This window comes from Cupriavidus metallidurans CH34 (genome assembly GCF_000196015.1).
In the GTDB taxonomy this organism is placed as follows: domain Bacteria; phylum Pseudomonadota; class Gammaproteobacteria; order Burkholderiales; family Burkholderiaceae; genus Cupriavidus; species Cupriavidus metallidurans.
On record NC_007973.1, the window covers coordinates 3,636,107 to 3,649,756 of the forward strand.

A 13,650-nucleotide genomic window follows, 5' to 3' on the forward strand; every position below is an offset into this window, starting at 1 on the left:
AGAGCTGGGGACGGCCTGCTACCGCAGCCGTCGTCGCCTCCTGCGCTTCTGAAGCGAAAAGAGAACCATCGAAATTTGACCGAGGAACCCAAGCAAGTGATGTCAGAAATTAAATCTGCCGATACAAACGCTACATCAATGACCAAACGCTTACTAAGACTCAAAGAGTTCCTAGGAAAGTTCAACTTGCTCTCGATCTGCTCTGCCTGCGGCGGCGTCCTGATCTTTTTCTACTTTCTTAAGATTGGGTTCTTCCCAGATTTCACCCTGGCAAATCTCGCTGCCACCTTTGCTGCGGCTGCGCTTTCCGCCGCCGTAATTGTCATTGCAATCTCTGCGTTTTGCCTCATGCCTGGTGCGGCCACTCGATCCTTGCTTGCCAATATTCCTAGCGTCATAGAAGGACCAGCGGATGCCCACGTCTTTCCACGAGCACCATGGCATCCCACGCATAGCGCGATGGAACATCCTCGCTTTGTCGCGAGCCTGACGCCAATCGCAGTCGTATCCTGGGCATGGGTCTTTGCCGATTCATTGCATCGTTCCTACGGTGCGAACTGGCAAGCTGCATTAATTGCATACTGGCTGATGATTGCGGCTGCCGTTGGAGCAATCCTGTGCTTTGGTCATGCAAATCGGAGGAAGGCTTCAGTCATGTGCTGGAGCATATTCGCCGGCCTTCTGCTTTTTCTCGCTGTGTTGTTTGCCCTTAGCGAAAGCCTGCCATCGACACCAACTGCGAAGGTCGCCGTCACCGAAGCCCCTGCACCAGCCACAATGAACGACCACAAGAGCGTACCGGTAGATGCAGGAGCCGCGTCCGATTACGGCCTGCTAATCGCTAGCACGGCAGGCCTGTTAGGTGCAGGGCTCTTGATGTTCGTCGGTATTCGGAGTCAGCGCGAAAAAAAGACAGTCACAAGGAGGCCATCGCCATACAGGTTGCGTTGGATACGATATGACTGTGTCAAGCTATTCGTTGCTGGGGCCTTCATCTTCCTGTCGTTGGCTATCCTTTATCTCTCTGTAGTTTGGGCAACACAAGGGACGCCAGATAAGTCTTGGTACATTCTCGCAGCAGGTGCCATTCTGTTGGCCATTGCCAATTGGGCTACCTTCGTTGCAACAACTGTTAAGCGCGCTATCGCAGTGCTTGGCGGGACGGCCTGCATTCTTTTTGTGGCGGTGCCGGCATGGGGCGGCTTTCCGCTGTTCTTGCCAGAGCTGACCGTCCGCAGCCTCGGCCTTGGCTCACTTCTTCTAAGCCATGTCACCATAGTCGGCAAGCACTGCCCGGCGCTAGAGCCATACGGTGCCCACTGCGGCGGCGACTCACCAATCCACTTGACCAATATCAATCTACTCTCGCGTATCGGTTCGACAATGGTGCTGGAACTGCCAGTGGCCATGACCGAAGATCCCAAAGGCTTTCAAAAGGACATGAACGGGGCACTGTTCGTACTCGGCTCTTCTTCCCAGAAGCACCTCGATAATGGATGCGACGAAAACCTTCTGGCACATCTGAAAGATTCTTCCGAGGCGGCAAAGTCAGTCTTCCGCGCAGGCATCCAATGCGTTCGGCTTGTCCTTCCCCGCGAGGACGTCCTGACCTATACGCTCAATGGCGCCAGGACCTACACTAAAGGGCCGTCGGCATTGACTGACACAAACTAGCATTCGCGCGGTCAGCTTAGACGGCATTGATTGTCAATAAACACGAGGCGCAGTGCATTGAGGTGACCTGCGCATGTTCGGGTGCGCCGACAATACGGTCTTAGCTTCCCCAAATTGACGCGAGTTCGTCTTCAGCACGCGTCTGTGGTCACCCGGCAATCGGAGCATCTGACCACGCCCCCGCGGGTTCCAAAGCTCCAGACCGGACTGATTTCCCCTGGGATTCTTCCGATGCTGCTGCAATTCGAAGTTGTGCTGGCGCTATGGGCAGCGCTCGCGTACTCTGTATGTGAACGCCCTTACAGCACTTGCCATGGCCGCCAGTCGCCTTGCCAACTACATTTTTAGCGAACAATTCCACCGAACAGTTTGCGAAGGAGTTCGTGAGGCAGTTGCACGGACGCGAGCTGCCGGCTTGGAACCCGCTGGCACTTCCAGTGTAAAGGGCCCTCCTCGGGTCACGAAGGTGACAACAATTGAAGGCCCGCCATCATTGAAAGTCACCGTCCTCGAGGGCGAGGCTCTGGAGCAATGGCTCAAAATTAGAGGGCTGAAGCGCGACAAGTAATTTGTCGCCTAAAGACATTCAGCGATTGACGCATGTCGGTCTGCACTTCGTCCGGCGCTAGAATTTCCTTCAACGACTGCCGCTGCGTGAATCGGCAGCCCGCACAGCACGTTCATCCGGCATCCCTCGACGGCACTAGGTCCAGCGATTCCTGGATCTGCAGTCTTGAGCTCCTCCTAAGCGTTTTGCAGAAATTTGCGTTGAACGCCGCTTCGAACGCCGAGCGCACGAACGGACTGCATGCCCAAAGCTCGTCCGAGATGTAGTATCGGAATAGACGCCAGAGCCGCATTGCGGCTACCGTATTTTGTTGCCGGTCAAGTATCGACATCTTGGCGAAGACATCGTTGAAACCTGCAGGCCAATCAGAGAGAACAAAGAGCAATTGCTGAGCAATGTATGCGCGTGAAGGACAGCTTGAGACCCTCCCTTCGGATATGAGGGCACGCGCCTGGCGACCGAACACATCGCTCAAAAAATGAAGAGTGTGTAGCCGCCGGTGAACTGGCTCCAAGGCCAGGTACCCGAGGCTTGTGGCCAGAGTCGCGGGAACCGCCTTTAGTTGGCCATCTTCAACGAGTCTGGCTATTGCAATTTCCCCATCGGACGCCTCTGCAACAATAGGCCCCTTTGACTTACACACGCAGGGCGTCCGTTTCACCCATGGATCATTGCCCACTGGTCGACCGCAGCTTTCGCAAGCGTTGTACAGTTTCACGCCATGAACATGGCATGTTGTTAGCAAGGTGCAGGCCCAGATGGATTTCTGATACCCATTCTCACGGACGCACATCTTGCAACGGGGAACCCGCTCCATGCTAGGTGCAAGCATGCGTTCTGGCAGCATGAGTCTGCCGGCCATGCTATAGAGTGTCCCACCTTCATCGCTCTTCCAAAAGCCGCCAAGCCGCAGCGCCTCATCGGGTAGGATCCTGCAGCTTTCTGCAAAGGCTCCGAGCAACGCGTACGATGGCTTAGGCTTCCGCCCAAGGAGTTCAAAGCGGAGGCGATCAAACCGTATGGCGTTAGCCTCGCCAACCCGAGTCAGATAACCGTGAAGTGATTCTTCGGGAAACGGCTCCACCCGAATCGGGACTCTCACGATAGCACTCCTAGCCCCATATTGATAAGTCGCGCGGCTCGCTCAAGGTTCTTCTTCGATAGCTTGGGATGTTGATTTGCACCGAATCCTGACCCACGATTTGCATCGAAAATTGACCCACCCCAAAAGCTGTTAGGTGTCGCTTTGTGCGGGCTGTTTTGCGGTGCGTTTCTCCTTTTTTGGTTGGGTGGTGCTGTGCTTGAAACGATAGCTATCGTTTCCGGTCTCCACAATGTGGCAGTGATGGGTAAGGCGGTCGAGCAGCGCAGTGGTCATCTTGGCATCCCCAAAGACACTGGACCATTCCCCGAAGCTGAGGTTGGTGGTGATGATCAGGCTGGTGCGCTCGTAGAGCTTGCTGATCAGATGAAACAGCAATGCGCCACCGACCTGGCTGAAGGGCAGATAGCCCAACTCATCGAGGATCACCAGGTCTGCGTACATCAGTCGCGTGGCCAGATGGCCGGGCTTGCCAGAGACCTTCTCCAGTTCCAGTGCGTTGACCAGTTCGACGGTCGAGAAGAAGCGCACCCGGCGGTGGTGATGCTCCACGGCCTGTACACCGATGGCGGTACCCAGATGCGTCTTGCCCGTGCCAGGGCCGCCGACCAGCACCACGTTGTGGGCGGATTCTAGGAACTCGCAGCGGTGGAGTTGCCGCACCAGCGCCTCGTTGGCCTCGCTGCAACTGAAGTCGAAGCCGGTCAGATCCCGGTAGGCCGGAAAGCGCGCCACCTTCATCTGATAGGCCAGCGAGCGCACTTCACGCTCAGTGGTTTCTGCCTTGAGCAGGCGAGACAGAATGGCGACGGCGGACTGATAGGCCGGCGAGTCCTGCGCCGCCAGGTCGCCAAGCGCGTGAGCCATGCCGTGCAGCTTCAAGGATTTGAGCATCTCCATCATGGCTTCATGCTGCATGCGGCACCTCCCGGTCACGCAGACTGTCATAACGCGCGACGTTGGCCTGCGGCTCGACCTGCAAAGCCAGCGCCTGAGGCGTGGTGATGGGGGCTACCGGTCCACCTTCGAGCAGGCGGCTGAGGATATTGAGGACGGTCTGCTTGGAGGCGGCACCTGCCTCGAGCGCCAGCTCCACCGCGGTCAGCACGGCCTGTTCGTCGTGCAATAGGACAAGCGCCAAGATCTCGACCATCTCCCGATCGCCGCCGGGCCGCTTGAGCAGCGTAGCCTGCAGGCGCCGGAAGCCCTCTGGCAACTCGGCGAACGGTGCGCCGTTGCGCAGCGCGCCAGGCTTGCGCTGCAGCACCGCGAGGTAGTGGCGCCAGTCATAGACCGTATGGCCGGGATGGTGACCGCGATTGATGTGCCGTACGTGCTCGGCAATCACCTGGCCTTCGGCGACAAACAAGAGCCGCGTGGCATAGACACGCAGACTGATGGGCCGGTTGGCAAACGAGGCAGGCACGCTGTAGCGGTTGCGCTCGAAGTTCACCAGGCAGGTAGGCGACACGCGCTTGGTGTGTTCGACAAAGCCGTCGAACGCCTGCCCCACCGGCATCAGGTGCGGCCGCTCCAGTGACCAGGCTTCCCAGATGGTCATATCCAGCTCCGGGTGGCGGGTCTGCTGCCACAGGCGCACGCATTGGTCGGCCAACCAATCATTAAGCGCGGCCAGAGAGCCGAAGGCAGGAACACGTTGCCAGATCCGGTGACGGCTGTCCTGGACATTCTTCTCGATCTGGCCCTTCTCCCAGCCCGAGGCTGGATTGCAGAACTCGGCATCGAACAGGTAATGGCTGACCATGGTGCCAAAGCGCAGGTTGACGTCGCGCAGCTTGCCCTGGCGCACCCGGTCGACGGCCGTCTTCATGTTGTCGTAGATGCCGCGGCGCGGGATCCCGCCCCACGCCACAAAGGCATGGTGATGGGCATCGAACAGCATCTCGTGGGTCTGCAACAGGTAGGCGCGCAGGAAGAAGGCCCGACTGTGGCTCAGCTTGAACTGGGCCACCTGCAGCTTGGTGCGCTCGCCGGCGATGACGGCCCAGTCCTCGCTCCAGTCGAACTGGAAGGCCTCACCCTCGGCGAAGCGCAAGGGGATGTAGGTGCCGCGGCCCGACGATCGCGCTTGCTCTTGCTGTTCCTGACGCCAGCGACGCGCGAACGCCGCGACTCGATCATAGGAACCCGTGAAGCCCAGAGCACACAGATCGGCATGGATCTGCTTGAGCGTGCGTCGTTGCTTACGCGGCTTGTTGGCCTCGGTCTTGAGCCACGCGGCGAGCTTGGCGGCATGGCCGTCGAGCTTGCTCGGGCTCTGCCGTGTGGGGTAGGCGGGTGCTGTGACGTCAGTGCGCAGATAGCGCCTGACCGTATTCCTGGAAATACCCAGGCGTCTGGCGATCTCGCGCAGCGGGATCTGGTCGCGAAGATGCCAGCGTCGAATGATGCTCAGTATGGCCACGTCGATCACTCCGAACTCCCGCTCGTTCCCAAGCGGGCAAGTGTTCTATACGTGGGTCAACATTCGATGCAAATACCTGCCGTGGGTGGGTCAGGATTCAGTGCAAATCAACAAGCTTGCTCATCCTTGAGCTCGCACTCCCGGACGACTAGAACGATTCAACCCAACTCCATAAGCTCTGATATCTGACGGCAGTCTTGCTCGTGATTGGCGGCAATCCTTGGCACCCAGCAGGCTTGATTCGATTTGGGTTCTCGCGTTCCTTCCTTGCAGCTATGCCCGTGCCAAAAAACATCCATGCACGAAGATGACCTTCCGCTGCACAATGAATGCAACGTCGGACCTACCAGGTAGGTCTGTGCGGTTGAGGCGATAGCCCTTGTGCCAGAGTAACCGAAGCAGTCGCGCGGTTTCGGAGCAATATCTCTGCCCCGAATCCGTCGCATGACTTCGGGTGATAGCCATAAGCTGTGGATGCCCCTCCCTAATAGCAGGTACGTTGGTAATACGGGCGCCGGGCTTGCCGTTGGGGTCTCCCGCCAAAAAGTGCTTCTGAACTTGAGGGTCGGGGATCTATCGTATTTGGGCTAGTGTGCTGAACTTGCTTCTCGCTAGGACTCTCGCCAAGGCAGTTTCTGGGGTCAAACGCGTAAAGAACTGCGGTGGATGGAAGCTGCTCGACACCGCGCGCAGCGTCTCTAGCGTAATAGCCTCCTCTAACCTCCGAGCGTCCCGCAACTCAAGTACGAAAGCCCTGGCCACATCTTCAAAGTAGGCGAAAAATTCTTGTCTCCGCAGACCCGAGCGCGAACCGAACTTTCCCCAAACTTGCCTTGGCGAAAGACTATGTGTGGCTTTGACCACGGCGTGCCCTACAACGCAGCCAACTGGCTGCTTCACATAGATCCAGACCACAGTGCCGGGCTCGACGTGCATTGTCCTGCGGCGAAGCTCTACTTGCTTCGAGCCAGCAAAAATATTCAGAGCATGCCGCTCTTCCAAGGAGATTAGAACATGGCCTGACGTGCTCATATGCAAGCGCTCGTCAGTATGCCCTGTACCTGCTCGTCATTAATCCGGCGACTGCTCAGCAACTGAACTGGTTCGCCGCAACCAAGCTCTAGGAGAATTTTTCTGGGAACAGGCGTTGGAAAGATGATCAAGTTATCAAAAACCGTGACTGTACGAGTTTCTGTTCTTCCAATCTCTTCGAGAAGATCAGGCTCTAGTACCGACGCATCCAAGTCCGAATGGCCCATGGCGTCTCTATTTTGATGATAAGAACGTACCACTCGCGCAGCAGCCACTATGGCTCCCAGGCCTTTCCCTTTCTCCGACTCATAGAAGAGCATGAGGCTACCTGGAGTAAAGACGGCCAATGTCTTTGGGCCGCTTACGTAGTGTCGTTGTTGGTATAGCTGTGCTCGCGGCTGTGGCAGTAGTGACTTCTGACGTAGGTGTCGGAGCAAATGTTCAGCGAATTCGCGCCGAAGCGGCACAATAACACCTGTTCGTCCAGGCAGACAGAACAAAGCGGGCGAAAGCACGCTTTCAAGCCTAAGAAGAGGAATTAAGGTGCGGTTTCCGTCAGCTGTGTAGACCTCGATATGTTGACCGACACTCCTAAAATGTGGAGCGTCGCTGGGAAGACGAACACCACACGTTGAAGCGAGTGCGTCTCGGTAACGCTTCCAATTTGCGGCAGTCACCACGCCATTGATAGCAATCTTTTGAAGTTGCGTGTGTGACTGCTTGCTACCCGCAAAACCAAGCGCAACGGCTGCCTCTCGGATTACTGCCTGGCGGTCGGGGAAGGTCAGCTGAATGAGCTTTACTCCACCATCAGTGATCTGCTCGTTTAACTTCCCTAACATTAAGCGGACAGCGTCGATGGCAACTGAATCCCGTTCAACGACAGCCATCGTTGCAGCGATCAACGAATTGTGAGCTGTCTGTGGCCACATTACATAACCTATGAATGCGGTGCCGTGACGCACGATGTAACGGTGACAGGCTCGCCGACTGCCATCGACTGCTGCCCATTGCCCGAGCTGCTGCGCATGGCTAACGCCCAACATGGTTAGGAGGGCCCTTATCTCGTCCTCATCTTCGGCTTTAGCCTCTTCAATAGACAAGACAACATTTGGATTCGCTGTCAATGCTGCTCCTTCTGCACGTGCTGATCCGGTAACGGAAAACGCGCTTGGAGACAGCACTTCGATTCCGTACTTATCGCGGAGGACGGGCGCCGCAGCAAGAACGGATGTGTCACTCGTTACTAATCCTCTTAAGCCATGGAATATAGCCGTTCCCAAGTGTCGCAAATCGGAGACGTCGTTGGCAGTAAGGGCTTCGCGCAGGGTGCGTTCGGGAAAGACGAGAGGTCCAAGCTCGTCGGCGATTTTGTCCCACGCGGCACCACTTGGTACGCTATAGGTCGGCAAGATCGCCGCAAAATCTTGCATGGGATCTGTTTTTCCTGCGGGACATGTACGGACTAGCTCCGCTTGGATTTCAGAACTAACGGCTAAGCTACACACTTGCATGCGCTCGGCTCGAAAGACGTTCGCGACGTCCTCCCGTCGCTGTCTACGTGGCCCGAGGTCAAACAGAACGTTCATGTCTAGCAAATACGTCGGCTTCTCGTTCGCAGCGGCAAAATTCAAGCCAAAAGGATTACAAGAATCGATCCCGCTCGTATCGAACAACTGCGGAGTAGCCAATTCATGGCTGCGTACGACGATCATTCGACGACGGCTCGCGCCACCGGGTACGAGTCGCTGAGCATAGAAGGCCTGACTTTCCCAGAACGCATTGGCATCGATCATGTCCTCGCCCACTCGAGCCGTGATGGAGATGAACTGGAGGTCCGTCAGATATGCCTTTAAGTTGCTAAGAAGCGCCGTCCCAGTGTGCAATCTCCGATAGACAGCATTCACGAAGACCTGAAGCACTTTGGCCATCGGGGGCCTCAGGTCAATGAGCAAATGGCCCGCATAGGTGCGTCCCTCTTCGCCGTCAACTACTGCAACAAACAGGTTGCCTTTTCGAGCGTACTCGGAATAAACGGTGTGAGGAAAGAATCCCAATGAATCTCTTGCAGAGTCGGCTGCTTCCTGAACATCCTGCAGGAATGGAGCAACTTCTTCATATCGCCTCAATATATTTAGGGCGTAGCGTGGACTATTCATTGACATGTCGTGCGAGACGTTTTGTCCAATATACGGTGGCGCGAGGTTGCTCTAACAAAATCAAGGATATGAGCTGTCTCAGTTTGGGCGGCCGCTCCTGAGGACGCCGCCTCGGTTGGCTTTGCGGTGCTCGAGAATAGCGCTTTCCCTTAGTTTCTTTGGCTTACCTCAAGGATTTTCGGCAAGAGCCCGGGAAGTCTCGCTAGAAGCGAACTGGGTGCATGTGACTAATGTAGCACGGGCACATGGGGCCACTCGAGTAGTACAGTCGAGGGGTTACCGCTTCGCCCTCCACGCTTAGGTCGGCATCACGTCACTACTGACTTGAGGCTTGCCCCGAGGGAATCTCGCCGTGTCGAGATAGCGCCACAGGGCAGCAAGCAGCCGGACCTCGATCCGGGCTCGTTACTGCGGACAATCGGAACTTCACTTACAGATGCCCATCTGTTGCACATTTTCGCGAAGCCATACGGAATGGTGACGTGGTGAACTCGGTCATGACAGAAGGTACGCCGTTCCACGTAAGTGCCTGATCCTAAAGAACTCAGGCTCTAAAATTTGTGGCAAAGCTCTAGAAGTAACTGGCAAACGACATTCGCCAATCGGATAGTCTTTTAAATTGACCGACCGGTCGGTTTATATATATAGTGAGCAAGCCCGACCGACCCAAGCACCCAGATCACAAATCACGAGTCGGCCCGTCGCAGCAGACGCCCCGTCAAGGAGACGTGATGTACACACAGAGCCTCGACCTGCCCGGCCAGGCACCGCAAGTGGCGCCCATCGCCCCGGAATTCGCCGATCAACAGGCCGCGTTCGATGCCCGCATTGCCGATGACGGCAAGATCGAGCCGATGGACTGGATGCCGGACGCCTATCGCAAGACCCTTGTCCGCCAGATCTCGCAACATGCGCATTCCGAAATCGTCGGCATGTTGCCCGAAGGCAACTGGATCAGCCGCGCGCCGTCGCTGAAGCGCAAAGCCATCCTGCTGGCCAAGGTCCAGGACGAAGGCGGTCACGGACTCTATCTATATAGTGCGGCCGAAACCCTCAATGCCTCGCGCGACGACCTCGTCGATGCGCTGCACGCTGGCCGCGCCAAGTATTCGTCGATCTTCAACTACCCGACGCTGACTTGGGCGGATGTCGGCGTCATCGGCTGGCTGGTCGACGGCGCCGCGATCATGAACCAGATCCCGCTGTGCCGCTGTTCATACGGGCCGTATGCGCGGGCCATGATCCGCATCTGCAAGGAGGAATCGTTCCACCAGCGCCAGGGCTACGACGCGCTGCTGGCCATGATGCGTGGCACTGAAGCGCAGCGCGAGCTGGTGCAGGACGCCGTCAATCGCTGGTGGTTCCCCGTGCTGATGATGTTCGGCCCGCCCGATTCCGCATCCACCAATAGCGCCCAGACCATGGCCTGGGGCATCAAGCGCATTTCCAACGATGACCTGCGGCAGAAGTTCGTCGATGCCACCGTCGAGCAGGCCAAAGTGCTCGGCGTGACATTGCCCGATCCCGGCCTGGTATGGAATGCCGAGCGCGGCCACTACGACTACAGCCCGCTCGACTGGGAAGAATTCTGGCGCGTGATCAACGGCGACGGCCCGTGCAACCGGGAGCGCCTGGCCACACGCGTCAAGGCACATGACGACGGCGCCTGGGTACGGGAAGCCGCACTGGCTCACGCCGAAAAACAGGCACGTCGCAAAGCCGACGCCAAAGCAGCCTGAACGCAAAGAGGAGACAGACATGACGCAAAAGGAATGGCCGCTGTGGGAAGTCTTCGTCCGCAGCAAACAGGGCCTGGAACACAAGCACTGCGGCAGCCTGCACGCCGCCGATGCGCAGCAAGCACTGCTCATGGCACGCGACGTCTACACGCGGCGGCAGGAAGGTGTGTCGATCTGGGTGGTGCCATCGTCAGCGATAACGGCGAGCGCGCCTGCCGAGAAGGGCGAGTTGTTCGACCCGGCGGCCGACAAGATCTACCGCCACCCGACGTTCTATCAGTTGCCCGAAGAAGTGAACCACATGTAAGGCCGGCGACATGAATTCATCCATCACTGCCGCCTCCAACGGCGACGCCTCATTGGCCGGCCTTCCGCTCACTCGCTCCGCGCCGCTGCAGTATGTGCTCCGCCTGGCCGACAATGCGCTGATCCTGGGACAGCGCAATGCCGAATGGTGTGGCCACGGCCCGGCGCTAGAGGAAGACATCGCGCTGACCAACATCAGTCTCGACCTGATCGGGCAGGCCCGGCTGCTCTACAGCCATGCCGGCGTGCTTGAAGGCCAGTTGACCGGCCGCACCCGGCATGAAGACGACTACGCCTACTGGCGTGGCGAGCGCGAGTTTCACAACTGGACGCTGCTGGAACTGCCGCACCACGGACCGCTGGCCGGCACTGCGCGCGCGGATCGTGACTACGCCATCACCATCATGCGCAACTTTCTGTTCGGCGCGTTGATGGTGGAGTTGTGGCCCGCGCTGGAGCGCAGCCGCGACGCCGAGCTCGCCGCCATCGCCGCCAAGTCGATAAAGGAAGCGCGCTACCACCTGCACCATGCCGCCGGCTGGGTCGTGCGGCTTGGCGATGGCACCGAAACGTCTCACCTCCGGATGCAACGCGCGCTCGAGCATCTGATGCCGTATATGAACGAGTGCTTCGCCGTCGATCCGATCGAGCGGGAAGCCGCGGAGCAAGGCATCGGCGTGCTGACCGCCGACTTGCGCGATGCATGGGACGCCACGGTACGCGCCACACTCGAAGAAGCGACGTTGCGCCTGCCGACCGAGTCCGCGTTCCTCTCGACAGGCAAGCAGGGCGTGCACTCGGAACACATGGGCTATCTGCTGGCCGAGTTGCAGGGGCTTGCGCGCGCCCATCCCGGCGCGCAGTGGTAAGCCAGGGATCGAAGCCATGCGCGACACCCGTGCCCGTGATGCCACCACATCCCCGTTCGCGCCAACGTTCTCGACGCCTTCGGGGAAAAGGGCCGATACGCCCGACGATCGGCTCGCCACCGCGCGCGCGGCACTGGAGGCCGTGCCAGACCCCGAAATCCCGGTCGTTTCGATCCGCGACCTCGGCATTCTGCGAGACGTGCGGCTGGGCGACGATGGACTGACGCTGGAAGCCGTCATCACGCCGACGTACTCGGGCTGCCCGGCGATGTCGCAGATCGAAGAGGACGTGGGCCGCGCGCTCGAGGCCGCTGGGGTCGCCCCCTGGCGCGTCCTCACAGTACTGGCCCCCGCCTGGAGCACCGACTGGATCACCGAATCCGGCCGCGCCAGCCTGCGCGCCTATGGCATCGCCCCGCCGGGGCATTGCGTCACGGATGCCCCGCCGGATAATGCCAAACCGCTGCGCTTCGTGCCACGGGCCCAGTCCGAAGACGCCGTGACATGCCCGCGCTGCGGCAGCCCCCATACGCAGGAGCTGTCGCGCTTTGCGTCCACTACATGCAAGGCGCTCTACCGCTGCCTGGACTGCCGTGAGCCGTTCGACTATTTCAAACCTTACTGACCCCCACCGGCCATGACCCCACAGTTCCATCCGCTGCGCGTGGCGCAGGTTCGTCCGGAGACGTCCGATACGGTGTCGATCGCATTCGATGTGCCTGACGCCCTGCGGGATGCCTACCGGTTCACCCAAGGCCAGTTCCTCACGTTGAAGGCGCCGGTCGGCGGCAACGACGTGCGCCGTTCGTACTCGATCTGCAGTGGCGTGCAGGACTACGCTGAAAGCGGCGAACTGCGCGTGGCGGTCAAGCTCGTCGACGATGGTGTGTTTTCGACCTGGGTCCACGACAACGTCGAGGCCGGACAGACGCTAGACGTCATGACACCCGATGGACGCTTCCACGTGCCGCTGGATCCGGCCGCGTCGCGCCATTACGTGGCCTTCGCCGCGGGCAGCGGCATCACGCCGGTGCTATCGCTGATCCGCACCACACTTGCCGTGGAACCGAACAGCCGCTTCACCCTGGTCTACGGCAATCGCAGCGTCGACACGATCATCTTCTCCGAGGCGCTCGAGGACCTGAAGAATCAGTATTTGTCGCGCTTCACGCTCTATCACGTACTGTCGCGCCAACCGCAGGAGGTGGATCTGCTGCATGGCCGCCTGGATCGCGAACGCGTGAGCCGATTCCTTGACGCACTGATTCCGATCGACGATATCGACGCCGCGTTCGTGTGTGGCCCCGCGTCGATGATCGACGAGGTGGAGGAGGCGCTCAAGGCAGCCGGGCTCGACCCGCACCGCATCCATGCCGAGCGTTTCGGCGTGCCACTCGGCCCACGGCGCGAAATACCCGTTTCGCTCGAAGGACAGACCGGCACGGCCGAATTGGTGGTGGTGCTGGACGGCAAACAGCACAAGATGCGCCTGCCGCTTGGCAATGCCAAAGTGCTCGACACCGCGCTGGCGGCCGGCCTCGACCTGCCCTACGCCTGCAAGGGCGGGGTCTGCTGCACCTGCCGGGCGAAAGTGCTCGAGGGCGAGGTTGAAATGGAGAAGAACTACACGCTCGAGCCGTGGGAGATGGAAAAGGGCTTTGTCCTGACCTGTCAGGCCCGGGCGGTGACGCCGCGCGTGGTGGTCAGCTACGACGAGCGCTAGGCGTCGCGCATATGGTGGAAATCCCACACGCCGGGGTGCCGCCAATGCGCGAC

The 13,650-nt window shown here is 59.0% G+C and carries 11 protein-coding genes; 6 read left to right on the top strand and 5 right to left on the bottom strand.

Translation table 11 applies throughout. From position 1 onward, the window contains the following. Nucleotides 1-75 precede the first annotated feature (75 nt). The gene (locus tag RMET_RS33630; RefSeq protein WP_152560229.1) at nt 76-1,674 is read left to right on the top strand and encodes a hypothetical protein; all 1,599 of its coding nucleotides are present in this window, start codon (nt 76-78) and stop codon (nt 1,672-1,674) included. A gap of 680 nt (nt 1,675-2,354) precedes the next feature. Here the strand turns inward: RMET_RS33630 and RMET_RS34530 are convergent. From RMET_RS34530 to RMET_RS33985, 5 genes are all read right to left on the bottom strand, one after another. Beyond that, nucleotides 2,355-3,344 (bottom strand): TniQ family protein, encoded by a 990-nt coding sequence (locus tag RMET_RS34530; RefSeq protein WP_011517802.1) that lies wholly within the window; start codon nt 3,342-3,344, stop codon nt 2,355-2,357. Nucleotides 3,345-3,476: 132 nt separating this feature from the next. Continuing rightward, the gene (istB, locus tag RMET_RS16905; protein WP_011515356.1) at nt 3,477-4,262 is read right to left on the bottom strand and encodes an IS21-like element ISRme4 family helper ATPase IstB; all 786 of its coding nucleotides are present in this window, start codon (nt 4,260-4,262) and stop codon (nt 3,477-3,479) included. Next, a complete protein-coding gene (gene istA, locus RMET_RS16910) occupies nt 4,252-5,778 on the bottom strand; it encodes an IS21 family transposase (protein ID WP_011515355.1) in 1,527 nt (508 codons plus the stop codon). Before istA ends, istB begins: the two co-directional genes overlap by 11 nt. A 264-nt stretch (nt 5,779-6,042) precedes the next feature. Beyond that, nucleotides 6,043-6,234, bottom strand: a complete 192-nt coding sequence (locus RMET_RS34535; RefSeq protein ID WP_196765225.1) for a hypothetical protein — start codon at nt 6,232-6,234, stop codon at nt 6,043-6,045. Nucleotides 6,235-6,797: 563 nt separating this feature from the next. Further along, entirely contained in the window at nt 6,798-8,960 is a 2,163-nt protein-coding gene (locus tag RMET_RS33985; RefSeq protein ID WP_041240422.1) for a GNAT family N-acetyltransferase, read from the bottom strand. A gap of 731 nt (nt 8,961-9,691) precedes the next feature. Between RMET_RS33985 and paaA the strand changes: the two genes are divergently transcribed. The 5 genes from paaA to paaE are packed head-to-tail and all read left to right on the top strand — an operon-like array spanning nt 9,692 to nt 13,597. After that, complete coding sequence (gene paaA, locus RMET_RS16925; RefSeq protein ID WP_011517807.1) at nt 9,692-10,699, top strand: 1,2-phenylacetyl-CoA epoxidase subunit PaaA; 1,008 nt, start codon at nt 9,692-9,694, stop codon at nt 10,697-10,699. Nucleotides 10,700-10,718: 19 nt separating this feature from the next. After that, nucleotides 10,719-11,006, top strand: coding sequence for a 1,2-phenylacetyl-CoA epoxidase subunit PaaB (gene paaB, locus RMET_RS16930; RefSeq protein ID WP_008647104.1), 288 nt, complete (start codon nt 10,719-10,721; stop codon nt 11,004-11,006). A 10-nt stretch (nt 11,007-11,016) separates the two neighbouring features. Beyond that, nucleotides 11,017-11,874, top strand: coding sequence for a 1,2-phenylacetyl-CoA epoxidase subunit PaaC (paaC, locus tag RMET_RS16935; protein ID WP_011517808.1), 858 nt, complete (start codon nt 11,017-11,019; stop codon nt 11,872-11,874). Nucleotides 11,875-11,890: 16 nt separating this feature from the next. Continuing rightward, the gene (paaD, locus tag RMET_RS16940; protein WP_011517809.1) at nt 11,891-12,499 is read left to right on the top strand and encodes a 1,2-phenylacetyl-CoA epoxidase subunit PaaD; all 609 of its coding nucleotides are present in this window, start codon (nt 11,891-11,893) and stop codon (nt 12,497-12,499) included. A 12-nt stretch (nt 12,500-12,511) separates the two neighbouring features. Next, on the top strand, nt 12,512-13,597 hold the full coding sequence (gene paaE / locus RMET_RS16945; protein WP_011517810.1) for a 1,2-phenylacetyl-CoA epoxidase subunit PaaE: 1,086 nt from the start codon (nt 12,512-12,514) through the stop codon (nt 13,595-13,597). The last annotated feature ends 53 nt before the right edge of the window (nt 13,598-13,650 follow it).

What these genes read in the sequence shown, in the direction of transcription:
- istB (WP_011515356.1), bottom strand. Translation starts at nt 4,262, where the DNA reads ATGCAGCATGAAGCCATGATGGAGATGCTCAAATCCTTGAAGCTGCAC.
- RMET_RS33985 (WP_041240422.1), bottom strand. Translation starts at nt 8,960, where the DNA reads ATGAATAGTCCACGCTACGCCCTAAATATATTGAGGCGATATGAAGAA.
- paaA (WP_011517807.1), top strand. Translation starts at nt 9,692, where the DNA reads ATGTACACACAGAGCCTCGACCTGCCCGGCCAGGCACCGCAAGTGGCG.
- paaC (WP_011517808.1), top strand. Translation starts at nt 11,017, where the DNA reads ATGAATTCATCCATCACTGCCGCCTCCAACGGCGACGCCTCATTGGCC.
- RMET_RS34535 (WP_196765225.1), bottom strand. Translation starts at nt 6,234, where the DNA reads ATGGCTATCACCCGAAGTCATGCGACGGATTCGGGGCAGAGATATTGC.
- paaD (WP_011517809.1), top strand. Translation starts at nt 11,891, where the DNA reads ATGCGCGACACCCGTGCCCGTGATGCCACCACATCCCCGTTCGCGCCA.
- paaB (WP_008647104.1), top strand. Translation starts at nt 10,719, where the DNA reads ATGACGCAAAAGGAATGGCCGCTGTGGGAAGTCTTCGTCCGCAGCAAA.
- paaE (WP_011517810.1), top strand. Translation starts at nt 12,512, where the DNA reads ATGACCCCACAGTTCCATCCGCTGCGCGTGGCGCAGGTTCGTCCGGAG.